Genomic DNA, 24515 nt, shown 5'->3' on the forward strand with positions numbered 1-24515 from the left:
CATCATTTTATTCGTACCGGTTGATACGTCGCAAAACAATGGCCGTGTACCCCTTCAGTTCCCTTAGAGCGAACAAAAGATGGCGACGTTCCGAAATCTGCCGTGATCACCTAACGGTTTGAGAAGACAGGTAAAATGTCAGGCATGCGGCGAAATCATGGCAGTTGGCACGTGCTGCCACAATTTTAATCAGCAACAATGTCGGGCGGATGACTAAGGCCGAAATCGCCTTTTGCGAAGTATAGAGCGAAACAAAGCTGCAGGGCGCCCTTCCAGGTGAAGGGAGGCCAAACTCTCACTGCTCGTGGCGCCCCTGTCGGACGCCTCAAGCCTTTGATTTCATGCACTCCTCGGTGGCATGTCCTTCAATCGGCAGGCGGCAACGCCAGGCGGGACGGCCTCTCATCCCGCCGTGGCGGCAAAAGTCGCGCCCCGGATCCCAGGCCCGAGCGCATAGTTTTTGAGCAACATTGCATTAAGCCGGGATCCGGATGACCACCTCGGCAACTTCGCCGTCCTTCAGTTCGACTGCCGAAACCTTGGTCTTTGTCCCATTCACCTCCAGCGACACGGCCTTGGCCTTATTGTCGCGGATGACGCGAACCCTGAGTTCCGCTCCCAGCATTTTGAGATTTGCCGAGTACCCATTCCAGTGGCTCGGCAGCTTCGGCTTGAACTGGACACGTTTGCCGCGCCGTTCGATGCCCAGAATGCCCTCGACCGCAGCCCTGTAGAGCCAGCCGGCAGAGCCGGTGTACCAGGTCCAGCCCCCACGGCCGCCCTTGCCGTTGCCGGCATTGTCGTCGCCGGCATAGATATCGGCCGCCACGACATAGGGCTCGACACGATAGTGCTCGGCCGTGGCCTCGTCGGTCGCATGGTTGACGGGGTTCAGCATCGAGAAACAGCGATAGGCCTCGTCGACCTGTCCCATCTCGGCAAGCGCGATGACGAACCATGTGGCGGCATGGGTGTACTGGCCGCCATTCTCGCGCACACCGGGCGGATAGCTCTTGATGTAACCCGGGTCCTTCTCCGTCTTCGAGAAGGGCGGCGTGAACAGCTTGACGATCTTCAGCTTGTCGTCGACGAGCAGCTTCGTTGCTTGCTCCATCGCGGTCGTCGACCGTGCCGGATCGCCCTCTCCCGAAAGCACGCTCCAGGACTGGGCGATCGAGTCGATCTTGCACTCCTGCGAGTTGCGAGACCCCAAAGGGGTGCCGTCGTCGAAACTGCCGCGCCGGTACCATTCGCCGTCCCATGCGGTGCTCTCAAGCGCCCGCTTCAGAACATCGGCATGCTTTGCCCAGGCCTGTGCTCGCTTGGCGTCGCCCTCGGCCTTGGCGACGGGGGCGAAGTCGCCCAGCGTCTTCAGCAGGAACCAGCCGAGCCAGACGCTCTCGCCCTTGCCCTGCTCGCCAACGCGATTCATGCCGTCGTTCCAGTCGCCGCCGAGGATCAGCGGCAGGCCCGCGGGGCTGCTGCGCTTGATGGCGAGATCGAGCGCACGCGCGCAATGGTCGTAGAGCGACGCTGTCTTCTTCGAGATTTCCGGGGTGAAGAAGGCATCGTGCTCGCCCTCGCCCAGCGGCTGTCCATCGATGAAGGCCAATTGCTCCTTCAGGATGGTGGCATCGCCGGTGACCAGCAAATAGCGCGCCGTGGCGTGGGCAAGCCAGACCACGTCGTCGGAGATCAACGTACGCACGCCAGCACCCGTGCGCGGCAGCCACCAGTGCTGCACGTCGCCTTCGGGGAACTGCCGCCGCGCCGCGTTGAGGATTTGGTCGCGCGCCAGTTGCGGGTCATGCGCCAGCAGCGCCAGCGTATCCTGCAACTGGTCGCGGAAGCCGAAGGCGCCGCTGGCCTGATAGAAGGCGGAGCGGGCACGGATGCGGCAGGCCAGGCTCTGATAGGGCAGCCAGTGATTGACCATGGCGTCGAGCGCCTTGTCAGGCGTTTCGACCTGGATGGTGTCGAGAAAGCCGCGCCATTCGCGCTCATTGTCGGCCAGCCGCTGGTCGAAATCCTTGACCCGGTGCTCTTGCACCAGCGCGCTAGCCTCCTCGGCGGACTCGGCGTCGCCGAGCAGCCAGAGCAGCGTCACGTCGCCGCCAGCCGGAATCTCGACATCGCGGGCAATCGCCGCGCACGGATCGTCACCAGCCTCGACACGGCCAGACAGCGCCGCACCACTCAGCACCGCCTGGGGTAGCTCGCTGGAACCATGCCGGCCCAGGAACTCCGATCGGTCTGTTGTCACCGAATGGACGCCACCGTCGGCCGCGAGGAAAGCAACGCGCTCGCCGAAATCCAGCCCGTAGGGGTTTTGTGCCAGCAGCGCGCCGCTGGCGGCATCCCGCGACGGGACGATGGTTGCCGCCGTGCGCGACCGGTGCCCGCCGAGCACCCATTCGGCATAGGCATAGACACGCAGCCGCGCCGGCACCGAGCCGGAATTCTGGATGCGCAGCCGTGAGATCTTCAGCGGATCGACCGGATCGACGACATGGGTGAGATCCATCGACAATGGTCCGCGCTTCGAGCGGAAGGTCGAGAAACCCTGGCCATGCCAGGCCTCGTAGGTCATCGAGGGATCGCGCACCATGGCGGCGAGCGGCGAGAATGCCTTGCCGCTCGCCTGATCGTAGATATAGAAGCCCTCGCCCGGCCGGTTCGAGACCGGATCATTCGACCACGGCGTCAACTGGTAGTCGCGGCTGTTTCGGCTCCAGGTGAAGGCGGCGCCCTCGGCCGAGGTATGGAAGCCGAACGAGGCGTTGGAGACGACGTTGATCCACGGCTGCGGCGTCGTGCGCCGGCCGGCCAGGCGCACGACATAGTGCCGCCCGTCGCCGTCGAAACCGCCAAAGCCGTTCCACTGGCTGAGCCCGCTGCCATCGGCGCTGACATTTGCCACCGCCTGCGAGGCAGGAGCATGCGTCGTGGGTGTCGGCGACGGCAATTCACGCGGAATCGGCAATGCTGCCAGGGCGTCCCGCGCCTGCAGAGCCGCGGCCTCGGCGCGCTCGATCTGGTCGAAGATAGTGCCGTTGCGCGTGTGCAGGACCACCCGGGCGACAGCGAGCAGCGTCTTGTAGGTGGTCTCGTCCATGAGGTCGCGGCGCACCGCGAAAATGTGCTGGCGCGGTCCGAGCTCCTTGCCGCGCAGGCGGCTGTTTTCGCACAGCGTCTCGACCGCCCGTTGCAGGTCCTGGACATAGGAGGACGCCTGCTCGTTGACGACGACGAAGTCGATCATCATGCCGCGGGTGCGCATATATTCCTGGAAACGCAGCGCCTGGGCAACGATTTCGAGATCGGCGACATCGCCGATCCTGACCAGGAAGATCGGGAAATCGCCGGAAATGCTTGTCGGCCACAGGCTCGACTGCTTGCCCAGCCCCGTGGCGATGGATTCAGCGGGAAGACGCAGGAACGGATCCGGATAGATCAGGTATCGCGCCAGCTTCTGCACATTGGCGGCATCGGTCAGGCTGAGGCCCATATGGCGGGTCTGCACCTGGCTGCGCGTCCAGGCAAGCATGGCCTGGCGGGCAAAGCTCTCCGGATGGTCGAGGCGGGCGATGGCTTCGTCCAGCTCGGTGCGGCCAGCGCCGACGACGGTCCAGAAGGTCAGCGATATCTTCTTGTTGGCCGGCACGCGCACCTGGCGGCGCAGCGACGCGACGGGATCGAGCGTAAAGCCTGAATGGCCGCCCAGCCTGGCGCCCGGGTCGAAAGCGGCTGCGTCGACGATGGTACGGCCACGGCCGATGAAGGCGCGCCTGTCGGTCTCGGCCTCGGCATCGCGCGCCGATCCGGACGGATCGGTGACGAAATGCACCATGGCGATATCGGGCTCGCTGGTCTCGCGCTTGCGCCGCGTGGCGAAGATCGCCGCGTTGTTCGCAGAGATTTCGGTTTCCACGAACATCTTCGAGAAGGCCGGATGCGCGTTGTCGGACGCCTCCAGGCCGAGCACCAGTTCGGCAAAGGAGGTCACTTCAATGTGACGGTCGGACGGACCGTCATTGTAGAGCGTGACCCGACGGCCCTCGCCATTGCCTTCCGAGATGACGATGCATTCGACCTCGGAGCGCAACGTGCCCACCGATTTGACGAAGCTCGCCTTGTCGTCGGAGAACAAGGTCTGCGCCTTTTCCTCGGCGGCGCGCTTCGGTTCGGCTGTAGCCGACCACCAGTCACCTGAGCCTGCGTCACGCAGGAAGATGTAGGAGCCGAGCCGGTCCTCGGTCGGATCCGGTTGCCAGCGTGTGACGGAGAGATCGCCCCAGCGGCTGTAGCCCGAGCCGGTCGCGGTGACCATCACCGAATAGCGGCCGTTCGACATGACGTTGGTCGACCGCAGCGACTGCAGCGGATTGAGCACGATGCGGGTGTCGGGGCTGTCGACTTCGGTCTCGTCCTTGGAGCGTTCGTCGGCCTCGGTCCTGACGGTCGCGGTCGGGATGTCGCGCGGCGCCCTCTCCTGCAGCAAGAGTTCGGCCGATTCGATGACCGGGTCGCTGTGAAAGCGGTCGCGCATGCGACCTTCGAAGATGGCGTCGGCAACCGCCGCGATCGACATGCCCGAATGGTGGGCCATGTAGTTCTGGACGACGACGTGATCCGTGCCTTCCGGCACGCGCTGCGGCGTGAAGTCGACGGCATCGTAGTAACCGTGGCGGCCGAGCGCCCCGATCTCCCGCAATCGGGCGAGATTCAGCACGGCTTCACGCGGGTTGAACTGGGCCGCGAGTATGGTGGCGTAAGGCGCGATCACCGTGTTCTGGCCAAGGCCGCGCTTCAGCCCGAGACCTGGAACGCCGAAATTTGTGTATTGGTAGGTCAGTTCGCGGTCGCGCGCATTGTAGGCGGCCTCCGAAATGCCCCACGGCACGTTCTTCTGGCGGCCGTACTGGATCTGGCGCTTGATGATCAGCTTGCTGGTCTGGTTGAGGATCGAGCCCTGCGGCTCCTTCATCACCAGCGGCGGCATCAGGTATTCGAACATCGAGCCGGACCAGGACATCAGGGCGCCCTGGAAACCGATTTCGACGATCGGCCGGCCAAGCCGGAACCAGTGCTCGGTCGGCAGGTCGCCCTTGGCGATGGCGAACAGGCTGGTCAGCCGCGCTTCGGAAGCCAGAAGGTCGTAGCAGCTTTCGTCGAGCTGGTGCTCCTCGACCCGGTAACCGATCGACAACAGCTTGCGCTCCGGCCGCATCAGGAAGGAGAAATCCATCTCGAAGGCGTAGCGGCGCGTGCGCTCGCGCAAGGTGAGCAGCTTGGCACGCAGCGCCTCGACGGCATTGTCGTCGCTGTGCGCGTCATGGACGTGCGCTTCGCAGGTGGCTTCCAGCCTTGCCGCCCAGTCGACGATGACGTCGCTCTGGGGCGACACGGCCTCGGTATGGATGGCGGTGGCCAATTTGCGGATCTCGCCGGCCAGCACAGCCAGGTTGATGGTGCGGATCGACGCCATTTCGGGCTGCGCCTTGATGGTGTCGACAGCGCGCCGCATGCCGTCGAGACGGTCCGCGAGACGCTGGCGCAGCGGGCGCAACTGACGGCGGTCGTCGGGCAAATCATCGAGGCTTTCGCTGAGGATGGTGACCGTGTCGAGAATGCCTTCGAAATCGCCCTGGAGATGGACGGAGGGCGCTTCGGCCCATTCGGCGCAGGCCGCCGCCACCGCCACCAGATGGCCAGCGAGATTGCCGCTGTCGACAGCCGAGATGTAAAGCGGATAGAGCGGCTTCAGTGTCGTCGTGTCGTACCAGTTGAAGAGGTGACCGCGCTCACGCGGCATGCCCTCGATCGTCGCCATGGTGGCGTCGATGCGGGTGATGGCGTCGGACAGGCTGATCCAGCCGAAGTCGCGGGCGGAGACGACGGACAGCAGGTAGACGCCGATATTGGTCGGCGAGGTGCGTGGCGCCACCACCGGCGCCGGGCTTTCCTGGAAATTATCGGGCGGCAGATGGTGGTGTTCTGCCGTCACGAAGCTTTCGAAATAGTGCCACGTGCGCCGCGCCACCGTGCGCAGCGTGTGGATGTCGGCCTGCGATATGCGCAGCCGATCCTCGGTTTCAGCCGAACGGCTGATCCAGCTGGCGATGGCCGGCGAGCCAATCCAGAACAGGGCGAAGAAGAAGGCGACGAAGGCGCCGGTCGAATCGGCCAGCACCGGAATGGCAAGGCCGACGAAGCCGATGATCACGGCGCCATACATCATGCCGTAATAGGAACCGACATCGTTGTCGCCCGCCTTGTGCGCCTGCGAGGCGGTGCGCCATTCCAAAAGGTTCTGGCGGCTGACAAACAGCCGGTAGAGCGTGCGCACGATGGCATCGCCCATCATCCAGGCGTTGTGCGCCATCAGCACGATCTTCAGCGCCACCATGGCGGTGCCGAAGGCGACGTCGCGTGCCAAGGCCGAGAAATGACCGCGCGGCGTCTGGTCGCCGCTCTTGGGCAGGATGGCGTTGACGATGTCGAATGTCGGCGCCATGAACAGGCTGAGGATCAGCAGGGCCTGCCATTGCGCGGCCTGCGTGAAGGGCAGCAGCGTCCAGCCGGCGATCGCCGCCATCACCCAGAAGATCGGCGTCAGCGAGCGGCGCAGATTGTCGATCATCTTCCAGCGCGACAGCGCCGGCACGCCGGAGCGCGGATCGAGCATGAAGCCGAGCAGCTGCCAGTCGCCGCGCGCCCAGCGATGGTGGCGCGAGGCGTCGACCGAGTATCGGGTCGGATAGTCCTCGACCAGTTCGACGTCGGTGACCAGCGCCGCGCGCGCCAGCGCGCCTTCCAGCAGATCGTGGCTGAGGATGGTGTTTTCCTCGATGCGGCCCTGCAGCGCGGCCTCGAAGGCGTCGACATGATAGAGGCCCTTGCCGGTGAAGGACCCGTCGCCGAAGACGTCCTGATAGAGATCGGACACGGCAAAGACATAAGGGTCGAGGCCGCGATTTGCCGAAAACACCCGCTGGAAGAACGACGCATCGTCGCCTGATGTCAGCGACGCGGTGATGCGCGGCTGCAGGATCGCGTAGCCGGCGGTGACGACGCGCTTGCTGGCATCGAAATGCGGCCGGTTGAGCGGGTGGCAGAGCTTGCCCACGAGGGTGGCGACCGCGTCACGGGTGGTGCGCGTGTCGGCATCGAGCGTCATCACATGGACGACGTTCTCCGGCAGCGGCACGTCGAGCGGCAGGAACGTGGTGTCGCTGTCGCCGCGCAGCAGAAGATCGAGCTCGTGCAGCTTGCCGCGCTTGCGCTCCCAGCCCATCCAGGCTCCTTGCGCCGCGTTGAAGAGCCGGCGCCGGTGCAGGATGTAGAAACGCGGCGCGCCTTCGGAGGGATAGCGGGCGTTGAGACGAGCGATCTCGGCACGGGCGAATTCGAGGATTTCGGTGTCCGCCGCATCGATCTCGGTTTTCGAGTCTGGCCAGTCCGACAGCAGCGCGAAATGGATTTCATCGGCCGTATTGGCGAGATGATGCACCTCGATGTTCCGGATGTTTTCCTCGACATCGTCGCGCGAGCCGATCAGCGACGGCACCACCACCAGCGTGCGCGCCTCGGGCGGAACGCCGTGCCGGTAATCGTAGCCGACGAGACGCGTCGGTTTCAGGAACAGCGATACGACCGTGTTGAAGAAGGCGAGCGCGCCCTCGCTGGCCGGCACGGCAAAAAGCGCCAGCATGAGGACGATCGAGGGCACCGACAGGCCAAGATTGGCAAGCGCGTTGCCGGAGAGGACGAGAAGCAGGGCCGTCAGCGCAAAGACGGGTACGACGATGCCGAGCCACCCGGTCTTGCGGAAGGCACGCTTGACCGTCTGGCTGATGGTGGGCCGGTAGCCGATCGCCTTCTCCAGCTCTAGCCGGCGTGGGCCGACGAGAAAGAAGCCGACATCGGTGTGGGCGGACCCGGTTAAAACGACGTCGCCGTCACCATCGCTGGCGGCGTGGCCGGCCAGCTCGATGGCCTTCTCGGCAACGCGATATTCCGAAAGGTTCGAGCGGCGCGCCAATTCCTCGATCGCGGTCCGGTACTGATCGCGCGAAAAAAAGTCGAGCGCGGCGAAATCGGTGCGCTCGCGCAGCACGGTGTCGATGCGGCTGACGCCTTCGAACCACACCGTCCAGTCGACGTCGTTGATGAGGCGCAGGCCGCGGATGATGTTGCCCGTTGTCACATTGCCGCTGGACAGCGTGTGATGTTCGGAAATGATGATTTCCTCGGCATCGGAGCCGGTCTTTTCAAGCTCGCCTTCCAGCCATTCCAGAGCCTTGCCGGCATTCTGCGATCCATCGCGCAACCGATAGAGCAGCTGGGTGGCGAAGGTGGTGTCCTGCGCGTGGGCGCTGAAGTTGGACAGGATCGCCTGCCGGTCGGCGCTGTCGTCGGTGGCCAGGACCTTGTCGGCCACATCGTTGGCGATCTGGCGCATCTGGCGGGTGCGATTGACCCTGACGGCCAGCCGGCGGAGATTTTCGATCAGGACGAAGCGCAACAGCGAAGGCAGCGCCCAGAGTTCGCCGATCTTCAGCGGCTCGACCGACTGGAAACCCTGGACGATGGACTTGAACATCGTCGCCGAAACGGAACTGTCCGAATGCGCCACATAGGTCCAGGCCAGCGCCAGCGCGCGCGGCACAGTGCCGTTGTCAGGCAGTTTCAGCGTCGGCAACTGACGATAGAACCGGCGCGGCAGGTCGCGCTTGACCTGGAAAATGGTCTCTTCGACCAGGTAATTGTTGTCGAGCAGCCATTGTGCCGCCGGCGTGATCGTCTCGCCCCTCGCCTGCGCAGCATTGGTCGACCGGTAGACTTCCAGGATCTTCTTGGCGCTATCCCGGATACGGGCCTGAAAATCAAAGGGCGTCAGGCCGAACAGGTCCGTGAGGTCGCCTTTTGCCAGGCTTTCGCCAAGCAGCCGAAGGCGCTCTTCGGGCAGGTAATTGGAACGGATCGGCTCTTCGGTAATGGCCGGGAAGCTTGCGCTTGTCTTCTCGATTTGGGCAGGATTCGTCTGAATATTCATTGAAAATTCCGTAAGCGGGCACTGAGCGGCGTCACCGCCACGGCAATGGCCCTAAAACCGGTTCAAATGCAATTGGTTGCATAAACCCCACTTGGCGAAAGTTTGTTTCCGCACCGCGACAGGGCGTCATCTCTCAGCAAGACTCAAAGACAAGCACCCTACTTCCCCGCCAAGCCAGATCGGCGGAGAGGATTCAGGCTTTTTCGTGATGCCGCCAGCAGCTTACGCTATATTTCGCCGGTACCGCGATCATGTTTGGAAACAAGCGTTAATCGTTGCCGGCGACGGCGCAGATCCGGATCACGAACAGCGTTGCCTCATGGGCGGGCTGGACAAGCAGGCCGGTGCTGACCGGACCGGACCGCAGCGTGTCGAGCGGCCCGAGGCGAACCGGTTCAGCGGCGGGCACGCTGACGTCGCCGTTCAAGCACAGGATCAGCGTTGTGCCGGCTTCAGTCCGGATTTCCACGGGGGCCGAAATCACCAGGCGTTCGACCGAATGCGTCATCCGGCTTCGGCGGGTCATGACATTGAGATCAGTGATCGGTCCGCCGATCAGCGCGGCCGAGGTCCGCACGTCGGCAGGGAAAGAAAACAGGGCAGTCGTCCTGTTTATGGATGTCGGCGGGTGGCCGGCAATCTCGAGGACGATGCCCTCGCCTTCGAGCACGGCAAGGGTGCGATCGATCCCGGCAAATTGCGAGAAAGGACCGCTCAATTCGACGCGCGCCATCGAGACGCGCCAGTCGAAATCGTCGAGCCCGGCACCAGTGGGCGAGACGGCGATTTCCGTCGTCACGCCGCCGCCGTTCTTCCACGGCATCGACCGGTATTCGGCTGCCCGCAGAACACGCATCGGCTCAACCAATCAGCCGAGAATGCCGGGCAAATTGAGCTGGTGCTCCTTGGCGCATTCGACGGCGATCTCGTAGCCGGCATCGGCGTGGCGCATGACACCGGTCGCCGGGTCGTTCCACAACACCCGCTCCAGGCGCCTGGCGGCTTCGCGCGTGCCGTCGGCGACGATCACCATGCCGGCGTGCTGCGAGAAACCCATGCCGACGCCGCCGCCATGGTGCAGCGACACCCAGGTGGCGCCGGACGCCGTGTTGAGCAATGCGTTGAGCAGCGGCCAGTCGGATACCGCGTCCGAGCCGTCCTTCATCGATTCCGTTTCGCGGTTCGGCGAAGCGACCGAGCCGGAATCGAGGTGATCGCGACCGATGACGACAGGCGCCTTCAACTCGCCCCTGGCCACCATCTCGTTGAAGGCGAGCCCGAGCCGATGCCGGTCGCCGAGGCCAACCCAGCAGATGCGCGCTGGCAGACCCTGGAAGGCAATGCGCTCACGCGCCATGTCGAGCCAGTTGTGCAGATGGGTGTTGCCGGGCGTCAGTTCGCGCACCTTGGCGTCGGTCTTGTAGATATCCTCCGGATCGCCCGACAGGGCCGCCCATCGAAAGGGGCCGATGCCGCGGCAGAACAGCGGACGGATATAGGCCGGCACGAAACCGGGGAAGGCGAAAGCGTTCTCGAACCCCTCCTCCTTGGCCACCTGGCGGATGTTGTTGCCATAGTCGAGCGTCGGCACGCCGGCGTTCCAGAACGCCACCATCGCCTCGACATGTTCGCGCATGGAGGCGCGGGCTGCCTTCTCGACTTCCTTGGGGTCGCTGACGCGCTTCTCGCGCCACTCGGCCATCGTCCAGCCCTTCGGCAGGTAGCCGTTGATGGGATCATGCGCCGAGGTCTGGTCGGTGACCATATCGGGGCGAATGCCACGCCTGAACATCTCCGGCACGATGTCGGCCGTATTGCCAAGCAGGCCGACCGACTTCGCCTCGCCGGCCTTGGTCCAGCGTTCGATCTTTTCCAGCGCCTCGTCGAGCGTGTCGGCGCGCTCGTCGACGTAGCGGGTGCGCAGGCGGAAATCGATCGAGTCCGGATTGCATTCGATCGCCAGGCAGCAGGCGCCGGCCATGACGGCGGCGAGCGGCTGGGCGCCACCCATGCCGCCGAGACCGCCGGTCAGGATCCATTTTCCCCGGAGATTGCCGCCATAGTGCTGGCGGCCGGCCTCGACGAAGGTCTCGTAGGTGCCCTGCACGATGCCTTGCGTGCCGATGTAGATCCACGAGCCGGCCGTCATCTGGCCGTACATCATCAAGCCCTTCTTATCGAGCTCGTTGAACTTTTCCCAATTCGCCCAGTGCGGCACCAAATTGGAGTTGGCGATCAGCACACGCGGCGCGTCCGGGTGGGTGCGGAAGACGCCGACCGGCTTGCCTGACTGCACCAGCAAAGTCTCGTCATCGGCCAGCGTCCTCAAGGAGGCGACGATGCGGTCAAAGTCGTTCCAGGTGCGCGCCGCCCGGCCGATGCCGCCATAGACGACCAGCTCGTTGGGATTTTCTGCAACGTCCGGATCGAGATTGTTCATCAGCATGCGCAGCGGCGCTTCCGTCAGCCAGGAGCGCGCGCTGATTTCGGTGCCGCGCGGGCTGCGGACTTCGCGGATGTTGTGGCGAGGATTGTTCATGGCGTCACTCCATAAAAGGACCTGATGTCAGACACGCGCCCAGGATGTCGCGGTCTCGAGGATTTTCCGCAGCGTGGCGCGGATCGGTGCGGCAAACTCGGCATCGTAAGGCACTGGCCAGTTGTCCGGCGTACCCTTGCCATCGGGCTCGCGCATATAGCCGCGATTGGAAAGTTCCATCTGCAGCGCATGCACGCCTTGTTGCGGCTGGCCGAAATGGCGTGTAATCCAGCCGCCTTTGAAGCGGCCGTTGATGACAGAGGTTTCACCGGTTTCGGCCATGATCTGGCCGACCATCGCCTGCAGCGTCGGATCGGCGCTCCTGCCGTCATTGGTGCCGAGGTTGAAAACCGGCAGCGTGCCTTCAAACAGGCGCGGCAGCACTGAACGGATCGAGTGGCAGTCATAGAGGACGATCTTTTCGTGCAGGCCGCGCAACCGGTCGATTTCGGACTGCAGGGCGGCATGGTAGGGCACGAAGAATTTCTCGCGACGCTCGTCGATCTCCGACGGCCCCGGTTCTTCGCCCTCGCGATAGAGCGGATCGCCATCGAAAGTCTCGGTCGGGCAAAGGCCGGTCGTCGCCTGGCCGGGGTAAAGCGAGGCGCCGGAGGGATCGCGGTTGACGTCGATGACGGTGCGCGAGATCGCGGTGTGCACCACCGTCGCCCCGAGGCCGGCGGCAAAGTCATAGAGATTGTCGATCCACCAATCGCAATCGCGGCGGCCGAGCCAGGGCGAGACCAGCCGATTCTCAAGGCCGGCCAGGTCGATGCCGGTGTGCGGTAGCGACACCAGCAACGGGGCTGTGCCGGGCGTGACCGTCAGCCAGGGCGCGCTTGCCATCACATCGCTCCGGAAATCGACGGCAGAGCCACGCCGCCGGCGGCCTCGATGGCCGCACCGCTGCGCACCATGGCGATGGCTTTTTCCATATCGGGGTGGAAATGGCGGTCATTGTCGAGATGTGGCACTTCGGCCCGGACCAGCTTGCGCACTGCCTCCAGAGCGTCACTCGAGGCCAGCGGCGCATGGAAATCGCAGCCTTGGGCCGCGGCCAGCAGTTCGATGCCGATCACCGCGGTGGCGTTCTCGACCATGCCGATCAGCCGGCGCGCACCGTGCGCGGCCATCGAAACATGGTCTTCCTGGTTGGCCGATGTGGGAATCGAATCGACGCTGGCCGGATAGGCTTTCTGCTTGTTTTCCGAGACAAGCGCCGCCGCCGTCACCTGCGGGATCATGAAGCCGGAGTTCAGACCGGGCTTCGGCGTCAGGAAGGCCGGCATGCCCGAAAGTGCCGGATCGACAAGCATGGCAATGCGGCGTTCCGACAGCGAGCCGATCTCGCAGACCGCGAGCGCGATCATGTCGGCGGCGAAGGCCACCGGTTCGGCGTGAAAATTGCCGCCGGAAAGCGCGGTGTCATCCTCGGCGAAGATCAGCGGATTGTCGGTAACGCCGTTGGCTTCGGTGCCCAGCGTGTCGGCCGCCTGGCGCAGCACGGTCAGTGCGGCGCCCATCACCTGAGGCTGGCAGCGCAGGCAGTACGGATCCTGCACGCGTTCGTCACCAACCCGGTGCGATTCTCGGATGGCGCTGCCGGCCATCAGATTGCGCAGGGCGTCGGCCGCCTCGATCTGGCCGGGATGCTTTCTCAGCACATGGATGCGCGGATCGAAGGGGGCGTCGGACCCTTTTGCCGCGTCGGTCGACAGGGCACCGGCGACCAGCGCCGATTGGTAGAGCACTTCGGCCTCGAACAAGGCGGCCAGCGCATAGGCGGTCGAAAACTGGGTGCCGTTGAGCAGCGCCAGGCCCTCCTTGGCGCCCAGTGTCACCGGCTCCAGCCCATGCGAGACGAAGGCGACCTTGGCCGGAAAACGGCCATGCGGGGTAAAACATTCGCCGACGCCGATCATCACCGCGGTCATGTGCGACAGCGGGGCAAGGTCACCGGAGGCGCCGACGGAACCTTGTGCCGGCACCACCGGGATGACGTCGTTGGCCAGCATCGCTTCCAGCAATTCGATGGTTTGCGGCCTGACGCCGGACGCGCCCTGCGCCAGGCTGGCGAGCTTCAGCGCCATCATCAGCCTGCAGACAGCAACCGGCATCGGCTCGCCGACGCCGGCGGCGTGCGACAGCACGATGTTGCGCTGCAAGGTCTCGAGATCCTCGGCCGGGATGCGGACGCTGGCCAGTTTGCCGAAACCGGTGTTGATGCCATAGACCGGTTCGCCCTTGGCAACAATCCTGGCGACGGCCTCGGCGCTCGCCTTGATCTTTGGCCGGCAGGCGTTGTCCAGCTTGGGCACGGCGCCACGATAGATGGCGCGCCAGTCCGCCAGCGTCGCATTGCCGGGCTTCAGGGTCAGTTCGGTCATTGTCCTCTCCAAATGCGGGCATGCAGCGGGTTGAAGCCCATGCGGTAGACGAGTTCGGCGGGGCGCTCGATGTCCCAGATCGCCAGGTCGGCGGACTTTCCGACCTCAAGCGTGCCGGTTTCTTCCAGCAAACCAAGCGCGCGGGCCGCCTCGCGGGTGACGCCGGCAAGACATTCATCGACGGTCAGGCCGAACAGGGTCGCGGCCATGTTCATGGTCAGAAGCAGCGAGGTCAGCGGCGAGGTGCCGGGGTTGTTGTCGGTGGCGACAGCCATCTTGACGCCGTGCTGGCGAAACAGGCTGATCGGCGGCTTCTTGGTTTCGCGGATGAAATAGTAGGCGCCGGGCAGGATCGTCGCCACGGTTCCGGCCTTGGCCATCGCCGCTGCACCTGCATCATCGGTGTATTCGAGATGGTCGGCCGACAGAGCGCCGTAGCGGGCGGCGAGTTCGGCGCCATGCAGGTTGGACAGCTGGTCGGCATGGAGCTTGACCGGCAGGCCGGCCGCCTTGGCCGCATCGAAGACGCGCGCCATCTGTTCCGGCGAAAAGGCGATGCCCTCGCAAAAACCGTCGACGGCATCGGCCAGTCCCTCGGCGGCAACCGACGGAAGAATCTCATTGGCGACCAGATCGATAAAAGCGTCCTTGTCGCCCTTGGCTTCCGGCGGCAGCGCGTGAGCGCCGAGGAAGGTCGTGCGGATCGTCACCGGCCGTTGCTCGCCCAGTTGGCGGGCGGCACGCAGCGACTTCTTCTCGTTTTCGAGGTCGAGGCCATAACCGGACTTGATCTCGACGGTGGTCACGCCTTCGGCGATCAGCGCATCGAGGCGCGGCAGCGATTGAGTGACCAGTTCGTCTTCGCTGGCGGCGCGCAGCGACTTGACCGAGGAGACAATGCCGCCGCCGGCCCGGGCGACCTCTTCATAGGTGGAGCCGGCCAGCCGCATCTCGAATTCGTTGGCGCGGTTGCCGGCATGGACCAGATGGGTGTGGCAGTCGATCAGGCCGGGTGTGATCCAGCGGCCCTCGCAATCGATCGTCTCGACGCCCTGGGCAAGTGTTGGGGGCAGCTCCGACTCGGGGCCGGCATAGACAATGCGGCCGTCACGCGAAGCGACCGCGCCGTGTTCGACGATGCCAAGTCCGGCAGACCCTTCGGCCATGGTCGCGAGCTGCGCATTGCGCCACAGACGAAGATCCCCTGCCCGGCTTTTGCTCTGTCCAGCCATCATCTTTTCCGTTTCAATCGATGACGATTATGTATATACATATTGAAACGCACTGCAAGTGCCATCATCGCATGAGAGACAGAGGACCGGAGAGAAAAGTGGCAGCGATCTTTGCGGAACAGGCACTCCTTCCCAATGGCTGGCACGACAATGTGCGGCTCACCTTGGCCGAGGGACGCATTACAGCCGTTCAGCCTGGCGCCGCAGCGGTAGCCGGCGACGAACGCCACGCAATCCTGTTGCCCGGCATGCCCAATCTGCACAGCCACGCCTTCCAGCGCGGCATGGCCGGCCTTGCCGAGCTTCGCGGCCCCTCCGCCGACAGTTTCTGGAGCTGGCGAGAGGTGATGTACCGCTTCGCCCTGTCGATGACGCCCAATCAGGTCGAGGCGGTTGCAGCGCAGCTCTATGTCGAGTTGCTGGAGGCCGGTTTTTCCCGCGTCGGCGAATTTCACTATCTGCATCACGACCGCGATGGAAAACCCTATGCCAACCTCGCCGAGATGGCCGAACGCATTGCGGCCGCGGCCGGCGAGACGGGCATCGGCCTGACGCTGTTGCCGGTGTTTTATGCGCACTCGTCTTTCGGCGGTGCAGTGCCAAACGAAGGTCAGCGGCGATTCATCAACGATGTGAATCGGTTCTCGCGGCTTGTTGAGAAATGCCGCGAATCGGTTCGTGCACTGAATCAGGCTGTCGTCGGCGTCGCTCCGCACAGTTTGCGCGCCGCGACACCGGAAGAACTGATTGAGGTGACTGCCATAGCACCGGATGGGCCTATCCACATCCACATTGCCGAGCAGGTGAAAGAGGTCGAGGATTGCCTTGCCTGGTCGGGCGCGCGGCCGGTCGAATTTCTGCTTGGGCATGCCAAGGTCGACAAGCGCTGGTGCCTGATCCACGCCACGCACATGACCGATGCTGAAACCGTTGCCATGGCCAGGAGTGGCGCCATCGCCGGCCTTTGCCCGATCACCGAGGCCAATCTCGGCGACGGCACTTTTGCAGCGCCACTGTTCAGAGACCATGGCGGCCGCTTCGGGGTCGGCTCCGATTCCAACGTGCTCATCGGCCTCCCGGACGAGTTGCGCCAGCTCGAATATTCGCAGCGCCTCGCCCGCCGCGCCCGTAATGTGCTGGCGGTCGCCGGCGGCTCGACTGGCCGCGCGCTGTTCGACGCCGCACTCGACGGTGGCAGCGTCGCGCTTGGCGCCGGTGCTTCCGCGATCGCCGCCGGCGCCTCGGCCGATCTCGTCTCGCTCGATCCCAAAAATCCCTCGCTGGCCGGCAAGACCGGCGACGCAATTCTCGACGCCTGGATCTTCGCCAATGGCAGCAAGGTCGACTGCGTCTGGGTGCATGGGCTCAAACAGGTCAGCGGCGGCAGGCATGTGAAGCGAGAGGCCATCGCCGGGCGGTTTCGCAGCGTGATGACGGCGCTTTCGGCATGAGCATGGCCGACACAGTGGTAGCGGAAGGTGGCGGCTCGCTGCACCAGCGCATCCTGACCGACATTAGCGAGAAGATCACGTCCGGGGCCTGGGCGCCCGGCCATCGCATCCCGTTCGAGCACGAATTGAGCGTGCAATACAATTGCTCGCGCATGACGGTGAACAAGGCGCTGTCACAGCTTGCCAAGGCCGGGCTGATCGAACGCCGCCGCCGCTCAGGCAGCTTTGTGCGCCGGCCGCAGTCGCAAGCGGCGGTGCTGGAAATCCACGATATCCGCATCGAGGTCGAAGCGCTCGGTCTGCCCTATCGCTACGAGCGCGTGATGCGACACAAAAGGCGCAGCAGCGCCGGGGACCGCGCCTCGCTGGAATTGGGCTTGGCCGGACCGGTTCTGGCGCTGGAATGCGGGCATTTCGCCGGCGAGCGGCCGTTCGCGCATGAACAGCGGCTGATCAACCTCACCGCCGTGCCCGAGGCAGCGGACGAGGAATTCGTGGCCATCGCACCAGGGCCATGGCTGATCGGCCGCGTGCCGTGGAGCGAAGCCGAGCACCGGATTCGCGCTGTCGCAGCCGACAGGCATATCGCCGCGGCACTCGACATAGAAACCGGTGCGCCTTGCCTGGTGGTCGAGCGGCGGACATGGAGCGCCGAACATCCGGTCACCCATGTACGCTTTACCTACGCAGCCGAGAGCCACACGCTGGTGGCAAGGTTCAGGCCGTCGCAGGGGTGAGGCGTGTCCAGCCGCAGGCTGGCGAAAAGCCAACGATTTGGCTTTTCGAACACCGAACGCCCGGAGCCATAGCGGAGGGCAGCGGCGCCGACCCCCACCCGGACCTTCGGTCCGACCTCCCCACAAGGGGGAGGTAGAAGGCCGCCGATCAAATCGCCGCGGTAATAATAATCTCGACCAGATAATCCGGGGTGGCGAGCTTTGCTTCGCCGGTGGCGCGGGCTGGCGTGTTGCCTTGCGGCACCCACTTGTCCCACTCCGCGTTCATCTCGGCAAAGGTGCTCATGTCGGCCAGCCAGATGATCGCCTGCAGTATCTTGGTCTTGTCGGAACCGGCCTTGGCCAGCAGTTCGTCGATGGCCGCCAGGATGTCCCTGGTCTGCGAAGCGACGTTGCCGGTTGGCTGGCCGACCTGACCAGCCAGATAGACGGTATTGCCATGGATGACGATCTGGCTCATGCGCGGGCCAATATCGATGCGACGAATGCTCATTGGATGGTTCCTTCCTGTGGCGGTTGCGCTTCTTTAGAGTCGCGACCGGCTTCGGGCAAGATCGTCAGGTCGAATCCCCTTGGGCCAACGGCATATGGATGTGCAAACACGGCAAGTTGACCCTGCGGCCGCAATTCCGCCGGATTGGCTTGTTGACTAATGTAATAACATCACATATCCAGTCGGCCGCTGCCAGCAGCCGGATTTCGTCGCCTACGGATCGCAGAATGACAAATACCTGCCTGACATTCCGCGACCTGACGCTTGGCTACGGCAGCCATCCGGCGATCCATCATCTCGACGGCACCATCCGCAAGGGCTCGCTGACCGCTGTGGTCGGCGCCAATGGCTCCGGCAAATCGACGCTGATGAAAGGCATTGTCGGCGTCCTGAAGCCGATGGCCGGCGAGGTTATCCGCGCGCCCGGTGTACGTGCCGCCTATCTGCCGCAGCAATCGGAGCTCGACCGCTCCTTTCCGGCACGGGTGGTGGATCTGGTTTCGCTCGGCCTGTGGCCACGGCGCGGCCTGCTTGGCCGCTACACCAGGGAAGATCGCGAAGACGTCAGCAAGGCGCTGATGGCGGTTGGCCTCGGCGGTTTCGAGAAGCGGCCGATCGACACGCTGTCGGGCGGCCAGTTGCAGCGCACGCTGTTTGCGCGTGTCCTGCTGCAGGACGCCGACCTCATCCTGCTCGACGAACCCTTCAATGCTGTCGACGCCAAGACGGTCGGCGACCTCATTGCCCTGATCAAGCACTGGCATGGCGAGGAACGCACCATCATGGTTGTCGTGCACGATCTGGACCTGGTGCGGCAGAATTTCCCCGAAACGCTGCTTCTCGCCCGCCAGCCGATCGCCTGGGGCGAAACCAGGGAAACGCTGAAGCCTGATAACCTGTTGCGCGCCCGCCGCTTCCACGAAGCCTGGGAAGAAAATGCACCCTGGTGCGAGCCGGGCGAGGACGCTCATGGTCACGATCACCATGGCCACGATCACCATGACCATCAACACGGCGTCGGACCGAGGGCTGCCTGATGGACATGCTTTACGGTCTTGTCATCGCGCCCTTCGCCGATTTCGGCTTCATGCAGCGGGCTTTGATCGGTTCGCTGATGCTGTCGCTCGGCGCCTGCCCTATCGGCGTCTTCCTGATGCTGCGACGCATGAGCCTGTCGGGCGACGCGATGGCGCACGCCATCCTGCCCGGTGCAGCCGCCGGCTTCCTGTTCTATGGACTGGAGATCCTGCCGATGACCATCGGCGGCCTGATCGCCGGCGTCATCGTCGCGCTCGGCGCCGGCGCCGTCTCGCGCTTCACCATCCAGCGCGAGGACGCCTCGATGGCGGCGTTCTATCTGATTTCGCTCGCCATCGGCGTGCTGATGGTGTCGATCCGCGGTTCCAGCGTCGATCTCATGCACGTGCTGTTCGGCACCGTGCTGGCGCTCAACGATGAGGCCCTGACGCTGATCGGCGGCATCGTCGCGGTGACGCTGGTCAGCCTCGCCATCTTCTGGCGGGCGCTGGTCGCCGAATGCCTCGACCCGCTGTTCCTGCGCTCGGTCAGCCGGCTCGGCAGTCCGGTGCATTTCATCTTCCTCGGCCTTGTCGTGCTCAACCTTGTCGGCGGCTTCCAGGCACTCGGCACGCTTCTGTCGGTTGGGCTGATGATGCTGCCGGCCGCAGCTGCCCGCTTCTGGACAGTTCGCGTCGAGCCGATGTGCGTGCTGGCGGTGCTGATCGGCTTTGCGTCCTGCGTCGCCGGGCTGCTTTTGTCCTATCACGCGTCGCTGCCATCCGGCCCGGCCATCATCCTGTCGGCCGGCGTCGTCTATTTCGCCTCGATCCTGTTTGGCACGCGCGGCATTCTGCGCGCGCGCATCATCCATCACCGTCACAGAACGGCCTGATCCCCGCCCCTAGAAGGAGACCCGTCTATGCTGAAATCGATCCATGCCGCCCTGGCTATGAGCGTTATAACATTAACCGCCTTTGGCGCATCGTCGGCCTTGGCGGCACCGCTAAAAGTGGTCGCCAGCTTCACCGTCATTGCCGATTTCGCCAAAAATGTCGGCGGCGACCGCATCGACGTCACCACCATTGTCGGGCCGGATGGCGACGCCCATGTCTACGAGCCGAGCCCGGCCGATGCTGTGGCCATGGCCAAGGCCGACATCGTGCTGGTCAACGGCCTGCATTTCGAAGGTTTCCTGCAGCGGCTGGTCGATGCCAGCGCCACCAAGGCGTCTATCATTACCTTGACCAAGGGCGTGACGCCGATCGATTTCAAGCCTGAATTCGCCGACGCCGACGCGGCCGAAGGTGCAGGCACCGGCGGCGGCAAGACGGTCACCGATCCGCACGCCTTCCAGTCGATCGCCAATGCCAGGATCTACGTGAAGAACATCGCCGAGGCCTTCTGCGCGGCCGATTCCGAAGGCTGCGTCAGTTACCAGACCAATGCCGCCGCCTACACCAAGAAGCTCGACGCGGTCGAAGGTGAAGTGAAAACGGCGATTGCCTCGATCCCGGAGAGCAAGCGCGTCGTCATCACCTCGCATGACGCCTTCGGCTATTTCGAACACGCATACGGCCTGACCTTCCTCGCTCCGCAAGGCATCTCGACAGACTCCGAGCCATCCGCCGCAGACGTCGCCAAACTGGTCAATCAGGTGAAGCAGGACAAGGCGGCTGCGATCTTCGTCGAGAACATCACCAACCCGCGCCTGATCGAACAGATCGCCAGCGAAACCGGCATCAAGGTCGGCGGCACGCTCTATTCGGACGCGCTGTCGCAGCCTGACGGCCCGGCCGCGACCTATATCGACATGATGCACAACAACATCCGTCAGATCAAAGGCGCCATTCTCGGCAGCTGAGTTTGAAGGATCGTCCAGCCGGGCCGCATCGGCCCGGTTGGATTTTCCGGCACGCAGTGTCTATTTGGCAGAGAATTCCTTCGGTACGGATTGCCGCCCATGTCGGGGAGTGGCAAGACTGCCGCCTGACCAGTTTGCGAGGATGCTGCCATGGAATACCGCGAAATCAGCGAGGACTATTCGGTTTCGGGCCAGATCCAGCCTGAGGACGTCGCCGCCATCAAGGAAGCCGGCTTCAAGAGCGTCATCTGCAACCGGCCCGATGACGAACAGCCCGGCCAGCCTTCTGCCGAAACCGTCAAGGCAGCGGTCGAAGCCGCAGGGCTTGCCTTCCGCTACATTCCGGTGATCAGCGGACAGATCACCGCCGAGAATGTCGGGGATCAGGCCGAAGCGCTCGACGAACTCGACGGCCCGGTCTTCGCCTATTGCCGCTCCGGCGCCCGCTGCACCAATCTCTATGGGCTGATCCAACAGTCGAAGGGTTAGATCCGCTCAAGATTTAGATCGGCAGCGCGGCGGTTTCCTTGAGTGTCTCAAGCACGATCGCCGTCTTCACATGCTGCACGGATTCGTGCGGCAAGAGCACGCCGTTGACGAATTCCGACAGCGACTTCAGGTCGGGCGTCACCACTTTCAGGATGTAATCCATCTCGCCGGTCAGCGCGTGCGCTTCCTGCACCTCAGGCAGCCGTGCCACCAGCTCGCCGAAGCGCCGCGCATTGTCGCGATTGTGCGTGGCGAGCGTGACCGAAATGACGTTGACCAGCGAAAAACCGAGTTTGTCGCGGTCGAGCACCGCCCGATAGCCCTTGATAAAGCCATCCTCCTCGAGCCGCTGGCGGCGGCGCGAGCATTGCGACGCCGACAGGTTCACCCGCTCCGAAAGATCATTGTTGGTCAGCCGCGCATCACCCTGCAATAGCGCCATTATCTTGCGGTCAAACTGATCAATGCGCGCTTCATCCATGGTTTTTCCTCGCATCATGCACGATTCACGCATGACATCATCATTTCAAGCGTTTGAATGCAAGCACCGTGCGCCTCCTCCGCGTTATGATCGTGTCAAAGGGCCTTTTCAGGCCAGGCCAGCTTCGGAGGAATATGATGGGTCCCTTCCCGCACGACGCCCCGCCCGCCAAGATCAGCAAGGACAACCCGGCCGGCACCGACGGTTTCGAGTTTGTCGAATTCGCGCATCCGGAGCCCCAGAAGCTCGCTGAACTGTTCACCCGTATGGGCTATGTCGCGGTGGCTAAGCACCGCACGAAAGACATCACCATCTGGCGGCAGGGTGACATCAACTATGTCGTCAATGCCGAACCCGGCTCGCATGCAATGAAATTCGTCGACAAGCACGGCCCCTGTGCTGCCTCTATGGCCTGGCGGGTGGTCGATGCCAAGCACGCTTTCGATCACGCGGTTGCCAAGGGAGCCACGCCTTACGAAGGCGCCGACAAGGCGCTCGACGTGCCGGCAATCATCGGCATTGGCGGCTCGCTGCTCTATTTCATCGAGACCTACGGCAAGAAGGGTTCGGCCTATAATGCCGAGTTCGAATGGCTGGGCACTCGCGACCCGCGGCCGGAAGGCGTCGGCTTCTATTACCTCGATCACCTGACCCACAATGTCTATCGCGGCCAGATGGACAAGTGGTGGGATTTCTACCGCAATCTGTTCGGCTTCAAACAGATCCATTTCTTCGACATCGACGGCAAGATCACCGGCCTGGTGAGCCGCGCCATCACCTCGCCCTGCGGCAAGATCCGCATTCCGCTGAACGAGTCCAAGGACGAGACTAGCCAGATCGCCGAATACCTGAAGAAGTACAATGGCGAGGGCATTCAGCACATCGCTGTCGGCACCGACGAGATCTACGCCGCCACCGACAGGTTGGCCGAGAACGGCCTGAAGTTCATGCCCGGCCCTCCGGAGACCTACTACGACATGTCGTATGACCGCGTGAATGGCCATGACGAACCGATCGAGCGGATGAAGAAGCACGGTATCCTGATCGACGGCGAAGGCGTGGTCGACGGCGGCACGACCAAGATCCTGCTGCAGATCTTTTCGAAGACCGTGATCGGCCCGATCTTTTTCGAGTTCATCCAGCGCAAGGGCGACGAAGGTTTTGGCGAGGGCAACTTCCGCGCGCTGTTCGAATCGATCGAGCAGGACCAGATCAAGCGCGGGGTGATCAAGGTTCAGGCTGCGGAGTAGTAGATTCGAACCGGGCTTCTTGCGGCGCGACCAATTATGACCTAAATTATGGTCATACGGATCGCGCTATGAATGTTTCCATCGCCGAGGCCAAGGCCAAATTGTCGGAACTCGTCAGCCGCGCGGAAGCCGGCGAGGAGATCGTTCTCACACGCCACGGCAAGGTGGCCGCGCGCATCGTACCGCCGGCAGCGGCCGAACCACTGCCGCGTATTGGCGCCTTGAAGGGCAAGATTTGGATTGCGGACGATTTTGATGAACTCGGTCCCGAATGGGACGAGTACGTGAAATGACGGTCGGCCCGTTTCTCGCCGACACGCATATCATCCTGTGGTCGATTTCAGACGATCCACGTCTCAGCCAGCACCACCGCGCTATCTTGGCTTCGGAAGCGGTGGTGTTCGCGAGCGCGGCAAGCGTCTGGGAAATTGCCATCAAACGCTCAATCGGAAAACTCAACGCGCCGGACGATCTGCCAACGCTGCTTCCCAGAATGCAATTTCAGCCACTTGCCGTCACTTTGCAGCATGCGAACGCCGTCAGCAGCCTACCCCACCATCATGGTGATCCATTCGACAGACTGCTGATCGCGCAGGCGCAAGTAGAGAACCTGACCATCTTGACATCCGACCCGCATTTCGCCCGTTACGGTGTCGCTGTGGCATGATCGGCCAAGCAATTGGTCTCACAAACCCAGCCGCTCAACCTCCACTTGTCTCAGCTTCAAATCATAATCGAGCAAGAACTCGTCCAGTTGCGGCGGCTTGACCGACGTGCCGGACAGCATGGCGTGCACCTGGCCGCGGTGATGGATGTCGTGCAGAAAGACATGGGCGAGGATATCGCCGATGCGCTCGGGGATCATGCCGTCCTCGCGCCGGTCGGTGATGACGCGGCGATCGAGATCGTCGGCCGACAGCCTATCGCAAAAGGCGATCAGCCGCCGGTCGGCTGCGACCTGCGCGGCAAACAACGCCGCCGGCTCGTCGAGGGGCACGAAGTCGTCATGGGCGGCAGCACCGAGACCACCCTCTTCGAGAAAATCGAGATAGAGAAGATCGACCGCAAGGATGTGGTTGAGAGTTGCCTTGATCGACGGAAAGAAGCTGGTGCGTTCGGCCTCGAACTCACCGGGCTGGAGGGACAGCACCGCGCGGTAGAGCCGGTCGTTCGACCACAGATTGTTGCCGGCCATACGGCGCAGATGGTCAAGCAGGTTCACGAGATCAGCCCCCTGCCCGCACCAGATACAAGCCCGCCCACATAGCTGCAAATCCCGCAAGAACGATCAGCAGCAGCCGGTTCATGCGCCGACGCATGGCTTGCGTCTCCTCATCCCGGGCGACTTTCATGTTGGTGATGGTGTGCAACATCATCGCCTTGCGCGGAAAGCCGCTGCGGTTGGTCAGGTCAGGCGAGCGCGCCTCGATGCGGTAACTCAGCCGGATCGCCTGGATGAAGACCGCCAGTATGGCGAGTGCCCAGACACCGGCCAGCAGATAGACCCCCGTCATTCC

General features: G+C 63.5%; 19 protein-coding genes. 9 read left to right on the top strand and 10 right to left on the bottom strand.

The window, feature by feature from the left end:
* Nucleotides 1-475: 475 nt before the first annotated feature.
* The 6 genes from NKI69_RS11000 to hutI all read right to left on the bottom strand — a co-directional run bounded on the left by NKI69_RS11000 (nt 476) and on the right by hutI (nt 15216).
* On the bottom strand, nt 476-9058 hold the full coding sequence (locus NKI69_RS11000) for a glycoside hydrolase family 94 protein (RefSeq protein WP_352721270.1): 8583 nt from the start codon (nt 9056-9058) through the stop codon (nt 476-478).
* Between the two features lie 268 nt (nt 9059-9326).
* Nucleotides 9327-9914, bottom strand: coding sequence for a HutD/Ves family protein (locus NKI69_RS11005; protein WP_352678533.1), 588 nt, complete (start codon nt 9912-9914; stop codon nt 9327-9329).
* 12 nt (nt 9915-9926) lie between these two features.
* Nucleotides 9927-11597: a urocanate hydratase gene (gene hutU, locus NKI69_RS11010; RefSeq protein WP_352721272.1), complete on the bottom strand. Its 1671-nt coding sequence runs from the start codon at nt 11595-11597 to the stop codon at nt 9927-9929.
* Between the two features lie 27 nt (nt 11598-11624).
* Nucleotides 11625-12443, bottom strand: a complete 819-nt coding sequence (gene hutG, locus NKI69_RS11015) for an N-formylglutamate deformylase (RefSeq protein WP_352721273.1) — start codon at nt 12441-12443, stop codon at nt 11625-11627.
* Nucleotides 12443-13984, bottom strand: a complete 1542-nt coding sequence (hutH, locus tag NKI69_RS11020) for a histidine ammonia-lyase (protein ID WP_352721275.1) — start codon at nt 13982-13984, stop codon at nt 12443-12445. The genes hutG and hutH overlap by 1 nt, the downstream gene beginning before the upstream one ends.
* Nucleotides 13981-15216 carry an imidazolonepropionase gene (gene hutI, locus NKI69_RS11025; RefSeq protein WP_352721277.1) on the bottom strand — a complete coding sequence of 412 codons (1236 nt, stop codon included), beginning with the start codon at nt 15214-15216 and terminating at the stop codon, nt 13981-13983. The genes hutH and hutI overlap by 4 nt, the downstream gene beginning before the upstream one ends.
* A 98-nt stretch (nt 15217-15314) precedes the next feature.
* Between hutI and NKI69_RS11030 the strand changes: the two genes are divergently transcribed.
* Both NKI69_RS11030 and hutC read left to right on the top strand, forming a co-directional pair.
* Entirely contained in the window at nt 15315-16667 is a 1353-nt protein-coding gene (locus NKI69_RS11030; protein WP_352721279.1) for a formimidoylglutamate deiminase, read from the top strand.
* Nucleotides 16664-17404: a histidine utilization transcriptional repressor HutC gene (gene hutC / locus NKI69_RS11035; RefSeq protein ID WP_352611667.1), complete on the top strand. Its 741-nt coding sequence runs from the start codon at nt 16664-16666 to the stop codon at nt 17402-17404. The genes NKI69_RS11030 and hutC overlap by 4 nt, the downstream gene beginning before the upstream one ends.
* A 148-nt stretch (nt 17405-17552) precedes the next feature.
* On the opposite strand, the gene NKI69_RS11040 is transcribed toward hutC, so the two are convergent.
* Nucleotides 17553-17897, bottom strand: coding sequence for a RidA family protein (locus NKI69_RS11040; protein ID WP_352721281.1), 345 nt, complete (start codon nt 17895-17897; stop codon nt 17553-17555).
* Nucleotides 17898-18124: 227 nt separating this feature from the next.
* Here NKI69_RS11040 and aztA point away from each other — a divergent pair, with 227 nt between their 5' ends.
* The 4 genes from aztA to NKI69_RS11060 all read left to right on the top strand — a co-directional run bounded on the left by aztA (nt 18125) and on the right by NKI69_RS11060 (nt 21267).
* Nucleotides 18125-18934 (top strand): zinc ABC transporter ATP-binding protein AztA, encoded by an 810-nt coding sequence (gene aztA / locus NKI69_RS11045; protein WP_352721283.1) that lies wholly within the window; start codon nt 18125-18127, stop codon nt 18932-18934.
* Nucleotides 18934-19809, top strand: a complete 876-nt coding sequence (aztB, locus tag NKI69_RS11050; RefSeq protein WP_031212890.1) for a zinc ABC transporter permease AztB — start codon at nt 18934-18936, stop codon at nt 19807-19809. The genes aztA and aztB overlap by 1 nt, the downstream gene beginning before the upstream one ends.
* A 27-nt stretch (nt 19810-19836) precedes the next feature.
* Nucleotides 19837-20778, top strand: a complete 942-nt coding sequence (gene aztC / locus NKI69_RS11055) for a zinc ABC transporter substrate-binding protein AztC (RefSeq protein WP_128305086.1) — start codon at nt 19837-19839, stop codon at nt 20776-20778.
* 150 nt (nt 20779-20928) lie between these two features.
* On the top strand, nt 20929-21267 hold the full coding sequence (locus NKI69_RS11060; protein WP_128305085.1) for a protein tyrosine phosphatase family protein: 339 nt from the start codon (nt 20929-20931) through the stop codon (nt 21265-21267).
* Between the two features lie 13 nt (nt 21268-21280).
* On the opposite strand, the gene NKI69_RS11065 is transcribed toward NKI69_RS11060, so the two are convergent.
* Nucleotides 21281-21748 carry an Lrp/AsnC family transcriptional regulator gene (locus NKI69_RS11065; protein WP_128305084.1) on the bottom strand — a complete coding sequence of 156 codons (468 nt, stop codon included), beginning with the start codon at nt 21746-21748 and terminating at the stop codon, nt 21281-21283.
* 137 nt (nt 21749-21885) lie between these two features.
* Between NKI69_RS11065 and hppD the strand changes: the two genes are divergently transcribed.
* The 3 genes from hppD to NKI69_RS11080 all read left to right on the top strand — a co-directional run bounded on the left by hppD (nt 21886) and on the right by NKI69_RS11080 (nt 23665).
* Nucleotides 21886-22998, top strand: a complete 1113-nt coding sequence (hppD, locus tag NKI69_RS11070) for a 4-hydroxyphenylpyruvate dioxygenase (RefSeq protein WP_128305110.1) — start codon at nt 21886-21888, stop codon at nt 22996-22998.
* Between the two features lie 68 nt (nt 22999-23066).
* A complete protein-coding gene (locus tag NKI69_RS11075; RefSeq protein WP_023813589.1) occupies nt 23067-23291 on the top strand; it encodes a type II toxin-antitoxin system Phd/YefM family antitoxin in 225 nt (74 codons plus the stop codon).
* Nucleotides 23288-23665: a type II toxin-antitoxin system VapC family toxin gene (locus NKI69_RS11080; RefSeq protein WP_023813588.1), complete on the top strand. Its 378-nt coding sequence runs from the start codon at nt 23288-23290 to the stop codon at nt 23663-23665. Before NKI69_RS11075 ends, NKI69_RS11080 begins: the two co-directional genes overlap by 4 nt.
* Before the next feature lie 18 nt (nt 23666-23683).
* On the opposite strand, the gene NKI69_RS11085 is transcribed toward NKI69_RS11080, so the two are convergent.
* Entirely contained in the window at nt 23684-24220 is a 537-nt protein-coding gene (locus NKI69_RS11085; RefSeq protein ID WP_023813587.1) for a DinB family protein, read from the bottom strand.
* 4 nt (nt 24221-24224) lie between these two features.
* Entirely contained in the window at nt 24225-24512 is a 288-nt protein-coding gene (locus tag NKI69_RS11090) for a hypothetical protein (protein ID WP_128305083.1), read from the bottom strand.
* Nucleotides 24513-24515 lie beyond the last annotated feature (3 nt).

Source organism: Mesorhizobium sp. M0491 (genome assembly GCF_040321265.1).
Lineage (GTDB): Bacteria > Pseudomonadota > Alphaproteobacteria > Rhizobiales > Rhizobiaceae > Mesorhizobium.